General features: G+C 63.9%; 19 protein-coding genes. 4 read left to right on the top strand and 15 right to left on the bottom strand.

Annotated features, from left to right (window positions below; all coding sequences use genetic code 11):
• Nucleotides 1–12: 12 nt before the first annotated feature.
• Nucleotides 13–2955, bottom strand: a complete 2943-nt coding sequence (locus tag ACOJSF_RS08445) for a phage tail protein (protein WP_420141772.1) — start codon at nt 2953–2955, stop codon at nt 13–15.
• Between the two features lie 64 nt (nt 2956–3019).
• Between ACOJSF_RS08445 and ACOJSF_RS08440 the strand changes: the two genes are divergently transcribed.
• The 4 genes from ACOJSF_RS08440 to ACOJSF_RS08425 all read left to right on the top strand — a co-directional run bounded on the left by ACOJSF_RS08440 (nt 3020) and on the right by ACOJSF_RS08425 (nt 4802).
• The gene (locus ACOJSF_RS08440) at nt 3020–3349 is read left to right on the top strand and encodes a hypothetical protein (RefSeq protein WP_420141771.1); all 330 of its coding nucleotides are present in this window, start codon (nt 3020–3022) and stop codon (nt 3347–3349) included.
• A gap of 101 nt (nt 3350–3450) precedes the next feature.
• Complete coding sequence (locus ACOJSF_RS08435; RefSeq protein ID WP_420141770.1) at nt 3451–3609, top strand: hypothetical protein; 159 nt, start codon at nt 3451–3453, stop codon at nt 3607–3609.
• Nucleotides 3599–3865, top strand: a complete 267-nt coding sequence (locus tag ACOJSF_RS08430; protein WP_420141769.1) for a hypothetical protein — start codon at nt 3599–3601, stop codon at nt 3863–3865. Before ACOJSF_RS08435 ends, ACOJSF_RS08430 begins: the two co-directional genes overlap by 11 nt.
• A 292-nt stretch (nt 3866–4157) precedes the next feature.
• On the top strand, nt 4158–4802 hold the full coding sequence (locus ACOJSF_RS08425) for a DUF4145 domain-containing protein (protein WP_420141768.1): 645 nt from the start codon (nt 4158–4160) through the stop codon (nt 4800–4802).
• Here ACOJSF_RS08425 and ACOJSF_RS08420 read toward each other — a convergent pair.
• The 14 genes from ACOJSF_RS08420 to ACOJSF_RS08355 all read right to left on the bottom strand — a co-directional run bounded on the left by ACOJSF_RS08420 (nt 4738) and on the right by ACOJSF_RS08355 (nt 14760).
• Nucleotides 4738–5148 (bottom strand): DUF6950 family protein, encoded by a 411-nt coding sequence (locus ACOJSF_RS08420; RefSeq protein ID WP_420141767.1) that lies wholly within the window; start codon nt 5146–5148, stop codon nt 4738–4740. The two genes, ACOJSF_RS08425 and ACOJSF_RS08420, sit on opposite strands and share 65 nt — an antisense overlap.
• Entirely contained in the window at nt 5138–5764 is a 627-nt protein-coding gene (locus tag ACOJSF_RS08415) for a hypothetical protein (protein WP_420141766.1), read from the bottom strand. The genes ACOJSF_RS08420 and ACOJSF_RS08415 overlap by 11 nt, the downstream gene beginning before the upstream one ends.
• A complete protein-coding gene (locus ACOJSF_RS08410; protein ID WP_420141765.1) occupies nt 5761–6372 on the bottom strand; it encodes a hypothetical protein in 612 nt (203 codons plus the stop codon). The genes ACOJSF_RS08415 and ACOJSF_RS08410 overlap by 4 nt, the downstream gene beginning before the upstream one ends.
• Entirely contained in the window at nt 6372–8243 is a 1872-nt protein-coding gene (locus tag ACOJSF_RS08405) for a phage tail tape measure C-terminal domain-containing protein (RefSeq protein WP_420141764.1), read from the bottom strand. The genes ACOJSF_RS08410 and ACOJSF_RS08405 overlap by 1 nt, the downstream gene beginning before the upstream one ends.
• An 18-nt stretch (nt 8244–8261) precedes the next feature.
• Complete coding sequence (locus tag ACOJSF_RS08400) at nt 8262–8768, bottom strand: HK97-gp10 family putative phage morphogenesis protein (protein ID WP_420141773.1); 507 nt, start codon at nt 8766–8768, stop codon at nt 8262–8264.
• Nucleotides 8769–9096: 328 nt separating this feature from the next.
• Nucleotides 9097–9480 carry a hypothetical protein gene (locus tag ACOJSF_RS08395; RefSeq protein ID WP_420141763.1) on the bottom strand — a complete coding sequence of 128 codons (384 nt, stop codon included), beginning with the start codon at nt 9478–9480 and terminating at the stop codon, nt 9097–9099.
• Entirely contained in the window at nt 9480–9905 is a 426-nt protein-coding gene (locus ACOJSF_RS08390) for a hypothetical protein (protein WP_420141762.1), read from the bottom strand. The genes ACOJSF_RS08395 and ACOJSF_RS08390 overlap by 1 nt, the downstream gene beginning before the upstream one ends.
• Nucleotides 9906–9916: 11 nt before the next feature.
• Nucleotides 9917–10318 carry a tail completion protein gp17 gene (gp17, locus tag ACOJSF_RS08385; RefSeq protein ID WP_420141761.1) on the bottom strand — a complete coding sequence of 134 codons (402 nt, stop codon included), beginning with the start codon at nt 10316–10318 and terminating at the stop codon, nt 9917–9919.
• Nucleotides 10315–10644: a phage head closure protein gene (locus ACOJSF_RS08380; RefSeq protein WP_420141760.1), complete on the bottom strand. Its 330-nt coding sequence runs from the start codon at nt 10642–10644 to the stop codon at nt 10315–10317. The genes gp17 and ACOJSF_RS08380 overlap by 4 nt, the downstream gene beginning before the upstream one ends.
• The gene (locus ACOJSF_RS08375) at nt 10644–11207 is read right to left on the bottom strand and encodes a head-tail connector protein (RefSeq protein ID WP_420141759.1); all 564 of its coding nucleotides are present in this window, start codon (nt 11205–11207) and stop codon (nt 10644–10646) included. The genes ACOJSF_RS08380 and ACOJSF_RS08375 overlap by 1 nt, the downstream gene beginning before the upstream one ends.
• A gap of 4 nt (nt 11208–11211) precedes the next feature.
• The gene (locus tag ACOJSF_RS08370) at nt 11212–11475 is read right to left on the bottom strand and encodes a hypothetical protein (protein ID WP_420141758.1); all 264 of its coding nucleotides are present in this window, start codon (nt 11473–11475) and stop codon (nt 11212–11214) included.
• A 92-nt stretch (nt 11476–11567) separates the two neighbouring features.
• Nucleotides 11568–12791 carry a phage major capsid protein gene (locus ACOJSF_RS08365; protein ID WP_420141757.1) on the bottom strand — a complete coding sequence of 408 codons (1224 nt, stop codon included), beginning with the start codon at nt 12789–12791 and terminating at the stop codon, nt 11568–11570.
• Nucleotides 12792–12821: 30 nt separating this feature from the next.
• Nucleotides 12822–13472, bottom strand: a complete 651-nt coding sequence (locus ACOJSF_RS08360; protein ID WP_420141756.1) for an HK97 family phage prohead protease — start codon at nt 13470–13472, stop codon at nt 12822–12824.
• A gap of 10 nt (nt 13473–13482) precedes the next feature.
• Entirely contained in the window at nt 13483–14760 is a 1278-nt protein-coding gene (locus tag ACOJSF_RS08355; protein ID WP_420141755.1) for a phage portal protein, read from the bottom strand.
• Between the last annotated feature and the right edge of the window lie 88 nt (nt 14761–14848).

The following is a 14848-nucleotide window of genomic DNA, read 5'->3' as shown; positions in this document are numbered from 1 at the left end:
AGATCAGCAGCATCAGCGCGCCGCCACCCGGAACCGGCTTTGGCTGAGTGCGATCGTGCCCACGCCCGCGTCCTTGCGCGCGTAGAGTCGGAACGTGACCTGCTGGTAGCTCGCCAGCGGCAGGGTGATGTTCGCGGCATTGAGCGCGGCATTCAGTGCCCCGGCCACGTCCGCAAATTGCCCCTCGCCATCAGGCCCGGTACGCGTCGTGGTCGAGCCGACCAACTCGCCTGTGAGCTGAACTACGCCCTGTCCGGGCACCACGGCGTCGACATAGAAGCGCGGGGTGCTCGATGACGCCTGCGGGGTCGTGAACTGGTAGTTGAGCCCAAGCACCAGCCGCAGCGTCTTCGTGTCCGGCCCGATGAACATGTTGATGGTGCTGACGACCGCGTAACTGGTCGAATTGAAGCTGCTGAAGTTCGTGCTGTCGGCGGCATTCTGAAGGCCGGGCGGCGGGGCGAGCGCTGCCTGCAGTTGAGCGACGCGCGTAAACGCCGTGTCCCAGATGCTATTCCAATCGTTCGGGTCGAGCGGTGTATCCTGCCCGGTGTCCTGCCAACCGGGGGACAGACCACCGAGATAGAAATTCAGGGCGCTGATCGCGATGGCGGCTTGATCGCGCTCCGCTCCCGCCACGTTGAGTTCGAGGGAGCGATTATAGGCCGCGATGTAGGCCGCAATCGTGTCGTTGTATCGGTCCTTGACGGCGCGCTTTTCGCCTTTGTCGAGCACTCCGTTGGAGCCGATCGCATTCAGTTCATAATTGACCTCGGCTGCCGTACGCCCCCCGAGGTTCAGCGAGTTAAGCGCCGTGTTCTCGCCCGTGACGTCGGCGCCATCGGTCGCGTTGGGGCCCGGCACAAAGATCGGCCACTCGGTTGTCCCGGCCGACACCGGGCAGACCATGGGCTCGCAGATCGTAATCAGGCCCGACCCGGCTCCGACCGGATAGGCATACCATTCCACCTCGCCCCGGACGGCCCCGGACGGAAGGTCGATGAATCCGCCATATCGCGGCCAGTTCGCAGGGTCGCCCACGAAGTCGACGCCGTTGGGCACGGTGACCTCAAGCTGCGTCGGCAGCGGCGCGCCCGATGCCCCGTAGAAGCGCAGAACCGCGCTCATGGTCGCGCCACCGGTTTGTGGGCGGAAGCCGAAGAACAGCCGCCCACTCAGCGGCACCTCGAACCGCAGGGTCGTGGTCGGATGAATGATGGAGGCGACGTAGTTGTTGTTGCTGGCGAAGGACCCCGGAGAATTGAAGGTGAAGCTGAAAAGCCGCTTGCCCTTGAAATCGTGCGCGAAGGGCGCGCCCGTCACGATGCCGCCGGGATTGTACCCGATGCCCCAGAAGCCCGAGATCCGCTCGAACAGGCTCATCTTGATCAGGTTGGTTCCGTTGACGGCCTTGGTCGCTCCGGACTCGGCCGGGCGCAACTCGCCGATCGGGGTGCCGTCCGGATAGATGTTCGGCATCGGCTCGGTGCGGGCGATCGGCACATGGGGCGGCAGGGCGGGGGCCTCGCTCGGGTCCCAATCGTAAATCTCTGGGCTCTCTTCGCGCAGCGCCAGCACGAACCCGAAATCCGGCGTGGGCTTCCACGATGTAACGGTGAAGGTGTAGTTGCTCAGCCCGTATCGCGCCGTCGCCAGCTGCACCGTGTCCATCGCCTGGACCTTCAGGCCAACGACATTCATCGGCCAGGCAACCGTCTTCTCGGCCAGCGCGCGCCGCAGCATGATCCGTCCGATCCGCGTAGCGCGCGACCGCGACGTCACGAAGGCAAGATCCAGATCCATCTGCCGGATATCGGCCGATGGCTGCGCCTGGCTCTTGAAGTCCGCCGACTGATAGAGCGCGGTCGGCTCGATATAGGTACCGACGATCTCGGTCGCGATCTCGTTGCCGGCAGTGAAGGCGCTGACCCGGATCGGGCCGACAAGGTCATCCTCCACCAGCGTCGCGGACGGCGGCACCCAATAGCCGGGACGCATCATGAATTGACCGCCAATCGTGGCGAATGTGCCCGCGCAATTGACGATCAGCGTGTCGCGCACCGACGCCGGATTTGCGCCCGTCACGATCACGCCGTTCAGCGTGTAGCGCGCCTCCGTCCCGCCCTGGATCAGCGGCACCTGTTCGTCGCAGATGTTGGCCTGCGCCGCGATCCAGCTCCCATCCGGAATTTCGTCCGGGTACGCGCCGAACCCGCCTTCCTCGCGGGGCAGGGCCATCCAATCGTAGAATACCAGCGCCGCGTTGTTCGTGTAGCCCCGCACCCCCGTGCGCGGATCGAGGATATCGTCCTTACCCTCGATCTCGCAGGTCATGTTCGGCATGCCGGCCTGCACCGCCGCGTCCGTCATCTTGAACTTGGCGTAGAACTTGGCGATGCCCCGGCCGCGATGGTTTGAGGTCCACTTCCCGACGCATTCGGTGACGAAGGTGGAATTCGCCACAGCATCATCGGCACCGCGATCGAACCAAAGCCAGGCGGCGCCCGCATACTGGCCGCTCGTCACGGCGCCCGTTGTCGGATTGACCGTGACCTCCTCGTCACCAAGGAACCACCGCAGGACGCCCTTCACCCGATGCCCAGCGACCGAGACGACGAAGTAGCGGTAGTGATCGTTGCCGATCTTGCGGGCGTGGAAGAACGTCAGGAGTCCGCCGACACGGCGCTTGCCATAGACGATGTTCGAGGCCGCGACGCTCTGGCGATAGACGGTGGGGGTGGCGTTCGTCGTGGAGGGCGGGCCGATCTTGGCGGTGAGGCCGAGAGCTTTGAAGGCTACGCTGGCTGCAGCAGATAGTACGGCAGCCGAAACGGCAGTCGTAACCGCAAAGCCAATGCTGCCGGCGGCAAAGAAAGCGCCCGCTATGCCGCCGGATGCGACCGTGATCGCCGCCACCAGCCCCACCGCAGCGACGGCCTTGACTACCTTTCCCAATAGCCTTCCTTCCGCATAATGCTGCGCTCGCAGAGAGCGAGTCGGGGGAGGGATTATGAATTCGGTGAAGATCGGCACGGCTGTGGCCGGCACGTTGGCGCTTATCGGCTGCGCTTCTACTCAAACTGTTCTCGATGGGCCTATCACTGAGACGTTCCATTCAACATCGTCAGCGGACGAGGTGGCGTTTTGCTTGGCCAACAAGAACAATACAGCTCCTATGCCGCGCGATGATGGATCTAGGGTAATCTTGGTCAAGAACACTTACGGCGGCGTGTCCCTTGCCTTCTCCGTATACCCGGAAGGCACCGGAAGCAGGATCGATTACCGTAAGAAGTTTGGGACCATCGGCGGAATCTGGAAACAGTGCGTCGGGCTTAAGCCGACCAAATAAGTGTCGGGCGGCCGGGTAGGGGCCGCCCTTAGATCGGGGGGATAGAGTTGGCGGATCCGGTGATATTCAGGCGAAATGAGCGCGTTAAGCAGGCGGCAGGCATGGCCTACAATCTCGCTGCGGCGCTTATCGCCACGACGGCAGGGCGCATCGCTTTGAGCGGCAAGGTCGATCTGACGGCTCTTGGCTGGATGTTAGGCGTTCCAGCGCTTATGTATTCCGGCTCGACGCTTCTCTCTCTACTCGACGATGAAGGCTGACGCGATGGCAGGACTGGCTCAATACGCTCCGCTGATTGGCAGCCTCGCCATCGCCATCGCGGCTAAGGTCTACGTGTCTTGGGTCCGCGCTCGCGCGTTCAAGCAACAGGAATATGTCGCGACAGAGTACGATGGCGACACGGCTTGGACACGAGAAGTCAGCATCGTCCTCAGTCAGAAGCCCAAGCGCTTTCACGGCTATATCCGAGTGCCTGCACGAGGCGAACGTTCAAAGAAGAGCACCACCTCCGGTTGATGGGGAGGGCGCCCTTATTTGGGGCGCCCGCCGAGCTTCCTTAACGTGACAAGCTCAGCGTCGCCGGGCCGCAATCGCTACCCGACTGATAAGCACCGCAACCAGCGCATCGCGCGCGGCGCCGGTCACCGATCCATATAGCGACTGTAACGAGGCCATTGCTTCACCCGGACTCGCGTCCTTCGTGGCTTTCCGTATGTTCGCTTCCGCGTCGCGCATAAGATCGCGAGCAACAGGGAGATTGGAATTGGCGGTATACATAGCGACCTGCCCTCATTGCGGCGTGGAAAGTATGTCCTTCGCGATCTTCGGCGTGCTTCCCGTCACCGCAGCACGTTTTATCAGGGGGCGGCCAAACAAGTTTCTCGCCGCTGGCGTATGCGGCGGCTGCGGCCTTCCTACCTCAGCGACGCTTTTGATGACCTCGTACGATCAATATACCTACCACCGAGACGCAGTTAACGCTCTTTTGAAGAGCGAGGTGGCGCTTTCCGACCGTGGTGCAGCATTGGTCGATGTCTGGCCGAAGCCACAAGAAATCTCAGCTCCAGCGAGCCTGCCGCCTCCTGTTGAGAAGGCATTCCTTCAAGGAGAGCGAAACTTCAGTCGCCCTGACTGCGAAGAGGCCGCCGCGACGATGTATCGAAGAAGCCTCGATGTTGGGCTGAAGATCGCGTTTCCGGATATGCCTGGCATGCTAGATGCGAAGCTGAAGAAGCTGGTCGAGCAGAAAATACTACCTGACGCCATCGGAGAGTGGAGCCATGGTGTTCGGCTTATTGGAAACGAAGCGGCTCACGATCTGGAGGGGGTCACGAAAGACGATTTGATAGACGCCCGGGCATTTATCGATACGGTGCTGCGCTATCTTTTTACGCTGCCGGCACAGATTGCCAGTCGGAAGAAAATGCCTGCACAGGCGGCACAGACCGACTAGCAAAGACGGGATAGGAGGTCAGTCGCCAAGCCTCCTCGACCTGATCCATCCCCACCGTCTCATTGACGAACTCAGCCAGCTCACCCCGGCAGATGCCGAGTGCCCATCCGCGCCGCACGATATCGCCGCGCATCGCCAGGAGCGGCGACACGCTGGGGCCGAGCGCCTTGCTGACCAGCGCACCGAGCGATCGAACCCCATGACGGCGGTAGAGCGCCGCAGTCTCGCCCCATGATCGCGGCGCGCTGGCGCCGAGCACAGCCCAGACGTCGAGCCCAGCGGTCGTCAGCACGTGCGCCGCGGCGCGATCAGCGCAATGCAGCGACCATTCCGGATCAAAGGGCATTGGCGCGAGAACGGGCTTGCGAGGTGCCGCCAGCTCCGCCCTGCGTCACCGCGCCCTGATCGCCCTTGGCCCACAGGATTTGCACCTCCGCGAGTTGCGGCAGGTAATCGAAGAACTGATCGGCGGGGTACGTCTTCTGCTGATACTCGGACGTGAAGCGCTTGATCGCGGGTCGTTGCTGGTCGCGCGCTCGGCTCTCCCCCGTGATCGTGACCGTGATGCTCGCGCCTGCATCGTCCACATCATATGTATCGAGCCGACCGGTCCACACCTTCCGCACGCCGACAATCGCCGAATAGTCCGGGCTGAGCGCCCCGTACCAAAGCTCCATCGGCGCACCGCGCGTCGCCTGGTCGATGATGTCCGACCGGAACTCCTCCGGCACGTTGAGCAGCGAGACGCTGACGCCCGTCGCCGATCCGTCCGTCTGCTCGCCCATGATATCGAGCGTGCCAACGCCGCCCGCACCGATCCATTCCCGCCCGTCGAAAGTCAGGATGCCCGTACCCGTCCACACGGTGACCGGATCGGGTAGGGCGATCGAGATAGCGAAGAACGGCGCGACGACAGACTGATCGACGGCGTTCTGCAGGCCGGTGGGCAGCGAGCGCGTCACAGATCCTCCACCATCGATACCGAGATGCGCTCAACCTCGCCGACCGCCGCGCCATTCTCGCCCGCATCATCGTCGCGGATTTCGAACTTGGCGGTCACCTCCGTGTACATCCCCGCACCCGCCGCGACCGCGCTTTTCAGCGGCGGCACGAACGATACCACCACGACGCCGCTGCCATTCGTGAAGGCGTCCGCCGTGACGATGTGCGGCCGGCCATCGCCGCCGACATAATCGCCCCGCCTGAATGCCAGCGCGTTCGGCTGCAGCCCGATCCACGTCATTTGGCTGGCGCCGGCCGCCGCCGGGCTGTTGGTGCCCGCGCCTGTTGCCGGCCCTCCGCGCGTCGGCCGGCGGAAGTCATGCACCAGCACGCGGTTAGCGCCGCCGCCCACCTGTGCCAGGAACGCGTCGATCGCGGCACCCTTGCCGTACAGCCCCTCGCCTTGGATGCCGCCGACGAAGTCGAAGCGCGCCACCCAGCGGCTCGGCCCGAGCACATAGGTTTTCCGCCGCAGATTGAAGGGGCTCTCCGCGCCTCCGGTGTGGTGCTGGAGATAGAAGGTGACGTTGGACGGAGCGAGGTCGGCGGGCCACGTAAAGATTTGCATCAGCGCCGCCCCTGCATGTCTTTGAACGTCGCCAGCGTGTCCTGCTTCACGATCGCGGCGAACCGGACCATCTCCGAGCGATCGACCGCATTGCCTGCCAGGTTCGGGGCGAAAGTCTGGTTGATCGTGACGCCGCCGCTTTGCTCGACGTTATCGTTCGAAACGCTGATAATCTCGTCACGCGAGACCATGGCCGCAGGTGCGCCGTTGATCGAGAGGAGGTTGCGGTCGACGCCGGATGCGCCACCGATCCGGAAGCTACCGCCAGTGGCGAAGCCGGGTAGATTGGTGGCGGGCAGGCTGCCGCTTAGCTTGTACGGCGAAGGCGCTATTGCCGTTTCAGTGAGCCGGAACCCTCCACCGCCGAACAGGCCGGATAGCCCCCCGCTCGAATTCGAGAGCGCATCGGCCAGCGGACCAGTGATCGACCGTTGAACGGCGATACGGGCGAGGTCGGCAATGATGCCGTCAGCCATCCGCCCGAATGCATCGCTAACGGATCCTGTGCCAGTGATGAGGTCTGTCAATCCGTCAGAGAGGCTATCAAGCCCGTTGGCAGCGACTTCCTCAAATGCTCGATCGGCGTCACCAGCGGTTGCGTTGATGTTGGCACGCAGGCGCTGGAGTGGTCGGTCGAGCCGATCTGAAATGTCTTGGTTCAGTTGGTCGAGACGACTCTTCCGGGTGGCGTCGCTTTTCGCTAGCGCCGCGTCGATACTGTCTACAGGGTTCGCGAAGTCCGTTTTCAGCGGCTTCAGCTCCAGCCCTATGTTGCGCCCATAGCGCTCGATATCAGCCCAGGTCGTGTCGACCTTCGGCTCACGTTCCCTTTCTTGACGTCCCTCCTGCATCAGCGACGCAGGCAGCTTTCCAGTGTCCAGCGCCTTGGTGATTTCGTCGGCCGTCGTGCTTTTTAGGCGAGCCTCCACCGCATCCTTGATCGCGGCATCGAATTCGGCCCCGGTTATCCCCACGGCGGCGGCTTGGCCGCGCAGTTGGGTATTGGCCTGCACGAGATCGCCCCGCAGACGCCCGGAAAGCACGCCCTCGATCGCGTTGCGCACCCGGCCGCCGACCTGTTGCGCGACCGCCGCAGAAGGCGCGTTCCGGCTAAGCATGAGCGTCAGCCGGTCTAGCACGCCGATATCAGCGCCCTGGGCGGCGGACTGCGCCCGCGATCGGGCGGCCGTGGCCTCCGCGCGCAGGTTCGCGGCCGTGAACTGCGCGTTCAGCCGGAGCTGCTCGTTCTGCGTCTTCAGTTTGCCGGTCGTCAGATCGAACATCTTGCCGAGCGCGGCCTGTGCGTCACTCAGCCCGTCATTTGCCAACTCGGCAGCTCCGGCGGCATCGGCATTTTCGCCAAGCTCACTGGCAAAGCCCGCGAGTAGCGTTGTGCCCAATGTCAGCGCGATACCCCACGGCCCGTTCAGGAACTTGCCGACCGCACCTAGCTTGCCCTCGAATCCCGTGAGCGCCCCGGCCGCCTGCGGAAACTGGACCGCGAACGCGCGTAGGGCGGAGGTGCCGCCGACGACCTGAACAGCGAAGTCCTGCACCTGGAAACCCAGGTTCTGCATGCTGGCGCGCTGCGCATTGTTGCTCTGGATGACAGAGGTTTGGCCTCTGATCTGCTCCTGATAGCGCTGAGAAAGCCGCTGGGTGAGGGTTGCGTGCTGCGCGAGCGTCAGGGAGTTATTCTTCAGCCCTTTGTCGAGGATGTCGACCTGGCGGTTATACTTGGCCGTGGCGGCAGCAACCGGATCGAGAGAGGCGATCAGGGCACGCAGCCCGCCGCGCGTCTTCTCGACCGTTGTCAGGAACGACTGGCTTTCGCCCGAAATATACGTGGTCAGGTTCGCGAGCGTCGTCACGGGTAAGTCGCTCCCTTCCTATACCGAATTGTGATCGCGGCCCTTGCCGATCGCCTTGCGTTTCGCGGCGCGGGTCTTGCGCTCGATCCTCGCGGCGGCGGCCATGATGCCTTGATTGAAAACGACGACCTGGATCTTGACCAACCGATCCTTCATCCGGTCGATGATCGGCCGCGCCCACGGCATGGCGCGCATCGCGACCGTGCCGAACTCAAGGAAATAGGCCCAGAAGGCGTCGCCGGTGTGGACTGCGTAGACGATCGCGCTTTGCTTCTGCGCCTTGACCCGGCGAACCCTGATATTGTCACGAAGGTGCCCGTAATCCGCGCTGGACGACCAGCCCATACGCGACGTCCAGTACTTCAGCCGGCGGCCGGGGCGGAAAGGAGCCCCTTCAATCCATGCCTGCTGGAGGGCGGCGGCGCTGTCCTTGAAGGCCTTCTCGCCGATCTTGGTGGCGATTTCAGTGCCCAGCGTCGCCAGTTCGCGGTCCAGTTCCTCAAAACCAGCTGTGTCGATCTGCATCTTCACCGCCGCTTCCCCTTCGCCACCCAGCCACGGAGCGCAGACAACATCTCAGCGGCCCCCTGCCGGCGCGGCTTTGGGGCTTCCACCCCCATGAGCGTGTGGAGCGGGGGGATGCCGTCCTTCTCGCTTTTCCAGGTGAAGCGGGTCAGCGCCGCGACGTACCAAGCGCTCCAGCCGCGCCGCCGATGATAGGCCGCAATCCGAATGAGCGTCGTCCGCGGGGTTTCGATTGACCAGAATTCCGCGAGTGAGCCGCCGGCCTCAAGGTATCGTTCGAGAGCGCGGTCCCAATCCCAGCCTTCGTCGTGGCCGGCGCGCTGGCCGGCTATGCTTCCCCCGCTGAGGCATCCTTTAGCCGGATCGAACCTCGAATGGCCTCTCCCAGCGCGCGCATCACCACGTCACCGTGCTGCATGACAAGGTCGCCGCACTGGTCGATCGACAAAGCAGGGTGGTTTCGGCGCGTAGCCGCCCACAGCACCGCACGGCTGTAATCCAGGCTGACGGATCGGCCTGCCAGTTCGGCTTGCAGCATCGCGCTTACGATATCGAGATAGCTCAGACCGCCCAACGCGCGTTCGGCCTGGACCCATTCGGCATTGCTGAGCTTGAGGCGCAACGGAATGTCTGTGCCATCCTCGCCACCGCCGATGCCGGGAACGACCGCCTCAGCCTCGCCGAGCAGCGGATTGATCGCGAAGGAGGACATCAGGCAACCATGCCTTCATCGATATCACCGACCCACTTCACACGCAGCGAGCCAGTGCGCTTGTCCTCGCGGGGGTTAGTGCGGTTGTAGTCGCGGACGAGCACGCTGCCGGTAAATTCGTACTGTTCGCCGTCGACGGGCAATACGATCCGGAACTCGCGCGTCTTGTTCTTCGCCTCCTGGCAAAGGAGGTCGGTGGCCGAGCCGGGAACCCAATTCATTTCGAGGTCGGCTTCCTCGCCATCGGCGAGCGGAGCGGCAATGTAGTCCTTGAACCCGACTGTCTTGTAATGGCTGGCGTCGATCAGGCCCGTGGTGCCGTTGGGAATCGGGATGTTGGTGACCTCGCCCAGCAAGACGAGTGTTCCGCTCGCGTTGGCGAGCCAGAATTCGCTGCCGAGGCCCGTTTCAACTTCGGTCGACATAGCTATCTCCTTCAGTCCGCCGGCCGATGCCAGACGATAAACTCCACGATGCGGCGGTGAATGAGGGTGCCGCCGGCCGCCTCTTCAGGATCGGCGTCGATCTCCATGCTGACGAACGCACCCTTGAAGTCGGTCGCGCCAACCGTCTCCTTGGGCTCGATGAGCGGCGGCAGAAGCGCCGCCACGGTAGCGGCGTCTTTGTATGTCGCAGCCCACACATCGATCTGAATACGGGCCCACCGGAGCCGCTGGCGGCCGAGATAGGTATATTGCACAGGCGCGGACACGACCGTCAGGGTCACGGCAGGCAGTGCAGTCGCCGCCGGACGAAGCCCCCAGTCTATGCGGTCGCCGACGCGATCGGTCAGCGCCTGACCCGCCTTCAGGCGCGTGCGCAGATCCTGCTCCATCATCCGACACGAGCCGCCGTGACTTCGATGCCTTCCCGCCGCCCCTGCTCTTTTACTCCGGAAATCGAATACTCGACACTGTCGCAACGGAGCTTGTCGGAGGCGGTGATGGTGCAAGTCAGGCCATCGTAACGTAGCGCAAAGCGCGTCGTCACCTCAGCGCCCTGCTGAGATGCCACGATCCTCTCTCCATCGCTCACGTCCCGCTTCGCAGCAGCACGGGTGCCAATAACCTCGAAAGGGCCATCGACGGTAGCGAAACCATCGTCGGCCAGTTCGGCGCGCAGGATTTCCACCTTCCAGTTCAGCGATCCGGCGGACATCAGCATCAGACGTACACCCGATAGGGGATCAACAGCGCGTCGACCGTCGTGCTCATCGGAACGGCCGTGGCGTTCGCGGTCGGAACCGACGTCTCGCGGTTCTGGTAAAGGTCGCCGACCATCAGCAGGATCGCGGCTTTGATGGGCGCCGGCACTTCCGTATAGCCCGCGCGATAGCGGACGCGGAAAGCCTCACGCTGCCAGCGGGGCGTCGGCCAGGAAAGGCCGTATCCCGGCGCCAGCGAGACGCCTGCGAGGCTGTAGTCCGTCCCCGGCACCAAAGTCGCGACGCCGTTCGCGTCGATATACTCGACCTCCAACACCTCGATCAGCGGCGGGTAGGGCAGGCGGATCGAACCGCAGTCGAAATTGTCGAGATAAGCGTCCAGCGTCTGCACGCCGATCGCGCGCCCCAGCCACCCCCCCGGCCCGTCGATATGCGCGGTCGCTGCCGCGATCAGCGCCTCGATATAATCGCGCTCGCCATCGTCGCCGAACAGCCGGAGATGCTTGTCCGCGTCATCCCATGTCACCACGGGGACCGGCGGATCGACGACGACGACGCGCACGAAGTCAGGCCTTGGCGCGGCGCTTGGCGGCGGGCTCGGCCTTGTTCGCGGGTTCCGGCTCCATCTTATTTGCCGGCGGCTCATCTGCCTTCGGTTCAGGCTCAGCGGGCGGCGTAGGTGCGTCGATCACGCGCGACGCCAACCCGGCCCGCTCCAGCTCATCGGCAATCGCGCCGGACACCTCGAATTCGGTATCCTTGAGCATGTTGTCGGGGCTCACGCTGCTGATGTGCAGCGTGTCCAGCGCCTTCATCTTGACGTTGGTCATGTCGGGCTCCTTTCTAGACCGTCGATCACGCGGCGGTCGAAAAAGGAGGCGAGCCGAAGCCCGCCTCCCCCTTGATCCAGCGAGAAGGGGACTCAGCTGGTCAGGTCGGTGATCGCTGCCGCGAAGGTGCCCTTGATGAAGGCTTCCGGGCGGTAGACGGCTAGCGCCAGGCGCTCCTCGGCGAGGATCGTCACGAGGTTCTTGCGGAAGTTGTCCGAATCCTCCGTGCTGATCTCGACCCGCGCGTCCATGCGGTCGAAGATCTGCGCGCCCATGCGGAACGCGCCGGTCAGGAACGAGCCCGCCGCCATAGCCTGGGTGGCGACCACGGGCAGACCCCACAGCGTCGGCGACAGGCTGCCCTGCGGATTGCCGATGATGTAGCCGCCAGCCGCGTCCTTGGTCGTTTCGATCAGCGCCCAGTCGGTGGGGTTCAGGACGTGACCGGTCGGCGGCAGTTCGGCCAGGACCGCCTGCAGCATCGCATAGCGCAGCACGTCGATGCGGGTCGGCGAAGCCACGACGGCCGAGCCGGCTGCGAATGCGGTCGCCTGCGTGTAGATGCCGTTCAGGTCCGTGCCGGTGCCGCCGCCATTGAGCAGCTGGTTTTCCTCGACATAGGCGAGGCCGTAGCGGAGCCGTCCGTCGACGTAGCTCTGCAGCATCGGCACGTCGTCCAGGATCTGGCGGGTCGCCAGCAGCCAGTGCGCGATCGTGGTGACGCTGGTGGTGCGGATGTCGAACTTGATTTCCGACTGCGGCTTGGTCGCGCCGGTCGTTTCCGAAACGGTCGCGGCCGAGTTGGTGAAGCCCGTTTCCAGCGGATACTGGATGGCGTTCGCGCTGGTGCGGCCCGGCGTGAGTAGATCGCGCACCGTCATACGGCGCGTGACGGGCTCCACCATGCCGACGCGCTGGGGCACGATCAAGTCGCCCGCCGAGCCGTTGGCGTCGGTGGTGAGGGCGGAGATGATGGCCTTCGTCTCGATGCCGATGCGCTTGCCGGCGGTCGGATTGTCCATGAAGGACTTCACCGCCGCGTCTTCGGTCAGCAGCTGGCCAGGGGACTTCTGGGCGTCGCGCTCTTCGGTGCCGCGACGCGCCATCTTCTGCTCGACCTCGTCGAGACGCGCCTTGGCCTCGTTGGCGAGCGTGATCGCCTCGTCGGCGCGCGCCTTCGCCTCGGCAGTCAGCGGCTCGCCCCGCTCGGCCTTGCCGATCGCATCGGTCGCAATACCCTTCACTTCATCGAAGCGGCGGTCGAAGTCGGCCTTGATTTCGCCGGCAAGCTGCTCGGCGCTCTTCTGTTCGGTCATGTCTGGGTGCCCTTTCGGCAGAGAGGAAGATCAGCCGCGCAGCTTCTCAAGGAAGCGTACGGCGTCGTTCGCCTGAGCCTCGGGCTCCCCCCGAAGATGCGGCGTTGCCTTGCCGGCGATTGCGGCGGCAAGGGTCTTCGAGAAGCCGCCTGCATCCCGCAGGAACTCCTCAAATTCGCGGACGGACGGCAACGTGCCGGCCTCCAAGTTCGCCTTCACCGCCGTGATCAGCGACCGGCGGTTGGCGGGAAAGTTGACGAGCGAGACCTCCCACAGATCGATCTGCTTCAGGAAGCTGACACCTGGCCGCTTGGCGTCCGTGTCACGCTCCAATGTCTCATAGCCGATCGAGAGGCCGCGAACTGACTTGCGCTTCAGCGCACGATGTACGCGCAGGCCGACCGGATCAGCCAAGTCGAGTTGGCCCTTCATCCACAGCCCCTTGCCGTCTTCCGCGATGTCGACCCAATCGCCTACGGGTAGCTCGCCCGACTGATGACCCCACAGCATGAGGGGCATCGTGCCTTCGCGACGATGCTTGGCGAGGCTCGCGGCGAAGGCGCCGGGCATGATGATATCGCCGTAGGAATCGGGCGCGCCGCCGAAGGTGCTGCCGTAGCCTTCAATGATACCTTCGTCCGAGACGTCCTTGACGCTCAGACCGAACTCTTTCTTCAGCATAAGCTGTCCTTCAGGAAGTCGGCTGCGCCGTCTGCGTTCCGGCCTGCGTGATGGGCACGTTCTGCATCTGCATGCGGGGGACATCGCCGCCGGGGACGGGGGGCAGGTTTTCGAGGGCACGGACCTCGTTGATCGTCATCGCGCCGATCTGCGTCATGTTCTGGTAGAAGGTGGCACGCGCCTGGCTGTCGCCGCGCAGCAGACCCTCTAGGCTGAATTCGACCGAGATGCCGGCAACACGATCCTGCGGGGTGAGAAGTTGCTTTTCCAGAGTTTGCTCGAACCGCTTCAACCGGCGGCGCAGCGTGAATTTCTGGAAGCCCAGCGTCTGCTGCTCCAGCCCCGTGCCCCAGGATGTGCTGTTATCGGTATGGCCAATCATGTGAGGCGGCACACCGAAGATGCGGCAAATCTCCTCGACCGACAGCTTGCGGCTCTCGACCATCTGCGCATCTACCGGATCTATGCTGAGCTGCACCCACTCCATGCCGTTATCAAGCAGCATGGGGCGGCCGAAGTTCAGCGCGCCGACGAAACGCTCCTGAAGATGCCCTTCCAGATCGTTGCGCTGATCGCGCGTAAGCTTGTCATTGACCTTAAGCGAACCGGTCGACCGAACGCCGTTGCGGAAGATCGCCGCCGCCGCTCGGTCGGTCGCCATCGCCCCGCTAAACGTCGCCCGGCAGACCGACAGCGTCGACGCACCGCCAAGCGGGCCGCCGCCGAAGCCCCGGACATGGATCACATCATCCTGGCCAAGGTCGTATTCGCGGCCCTCGTCTGTCCAGCGATAGCCCAGCGAACCATCAGGGCGGCGGCGCACGGTCACCAGGTCGGGACGAACCGGCACGATCGAAACCACCCGGTTTCCGACACGCTCCTTGCGGGCGAAGGCATTTCCCTGCAGCTCGACGGATCCGGCCAAGAACTCCAGAAAGTCGACCGCCGTCTGGTCCGCGTTCGGGCTGTCGTGCAGCAGCCGGTAGGCCCAATGATCACGCGCCACTTCGCGCCTGTCGCCGCGCTGCTGGTAGACCATCAGAGGCAGGCTGGCGATCGTGCCAGCGATCAGATTGACGCAAGCCCAGACCGCCGAAAGACCGATCACGTTGGCCGCTGCGCCGCTATCTTCATATTCAGCGAGCGACACGCGGTTGGTGCGGAAGTTATCTCCGTCCTGTCGGCTGGCAGACGGATGCGATTCAAGGGTCGCCGCCTTCTGCTCACGGGACGCGGCCCAGCGCGCCTCCTGACGCGCGGCTTGTGCCGACAATTGATAGCCGTTCACGCGGCGTAACTCGCGATCCAGTCGTCGACCGTGCTGACAGTGGGATAGGCCATCAGAACTCCTATCGCCATGCAGAGCGCCACAGCCG

This window comes from Sphingomonas sp. (assembly GCF_048594985.1).
Classification (GTDB): domain Bacteria; phylum Pseudomonadota; class Alphaproteobacteria; order Sphingomonadales; family Sphingomonadaceae; genus Sphingomonas_I.
Note: the sequence above shows the minus strand (reverse complement) of the source record. Positions and strands in the feature narration are given on the sequence as shown.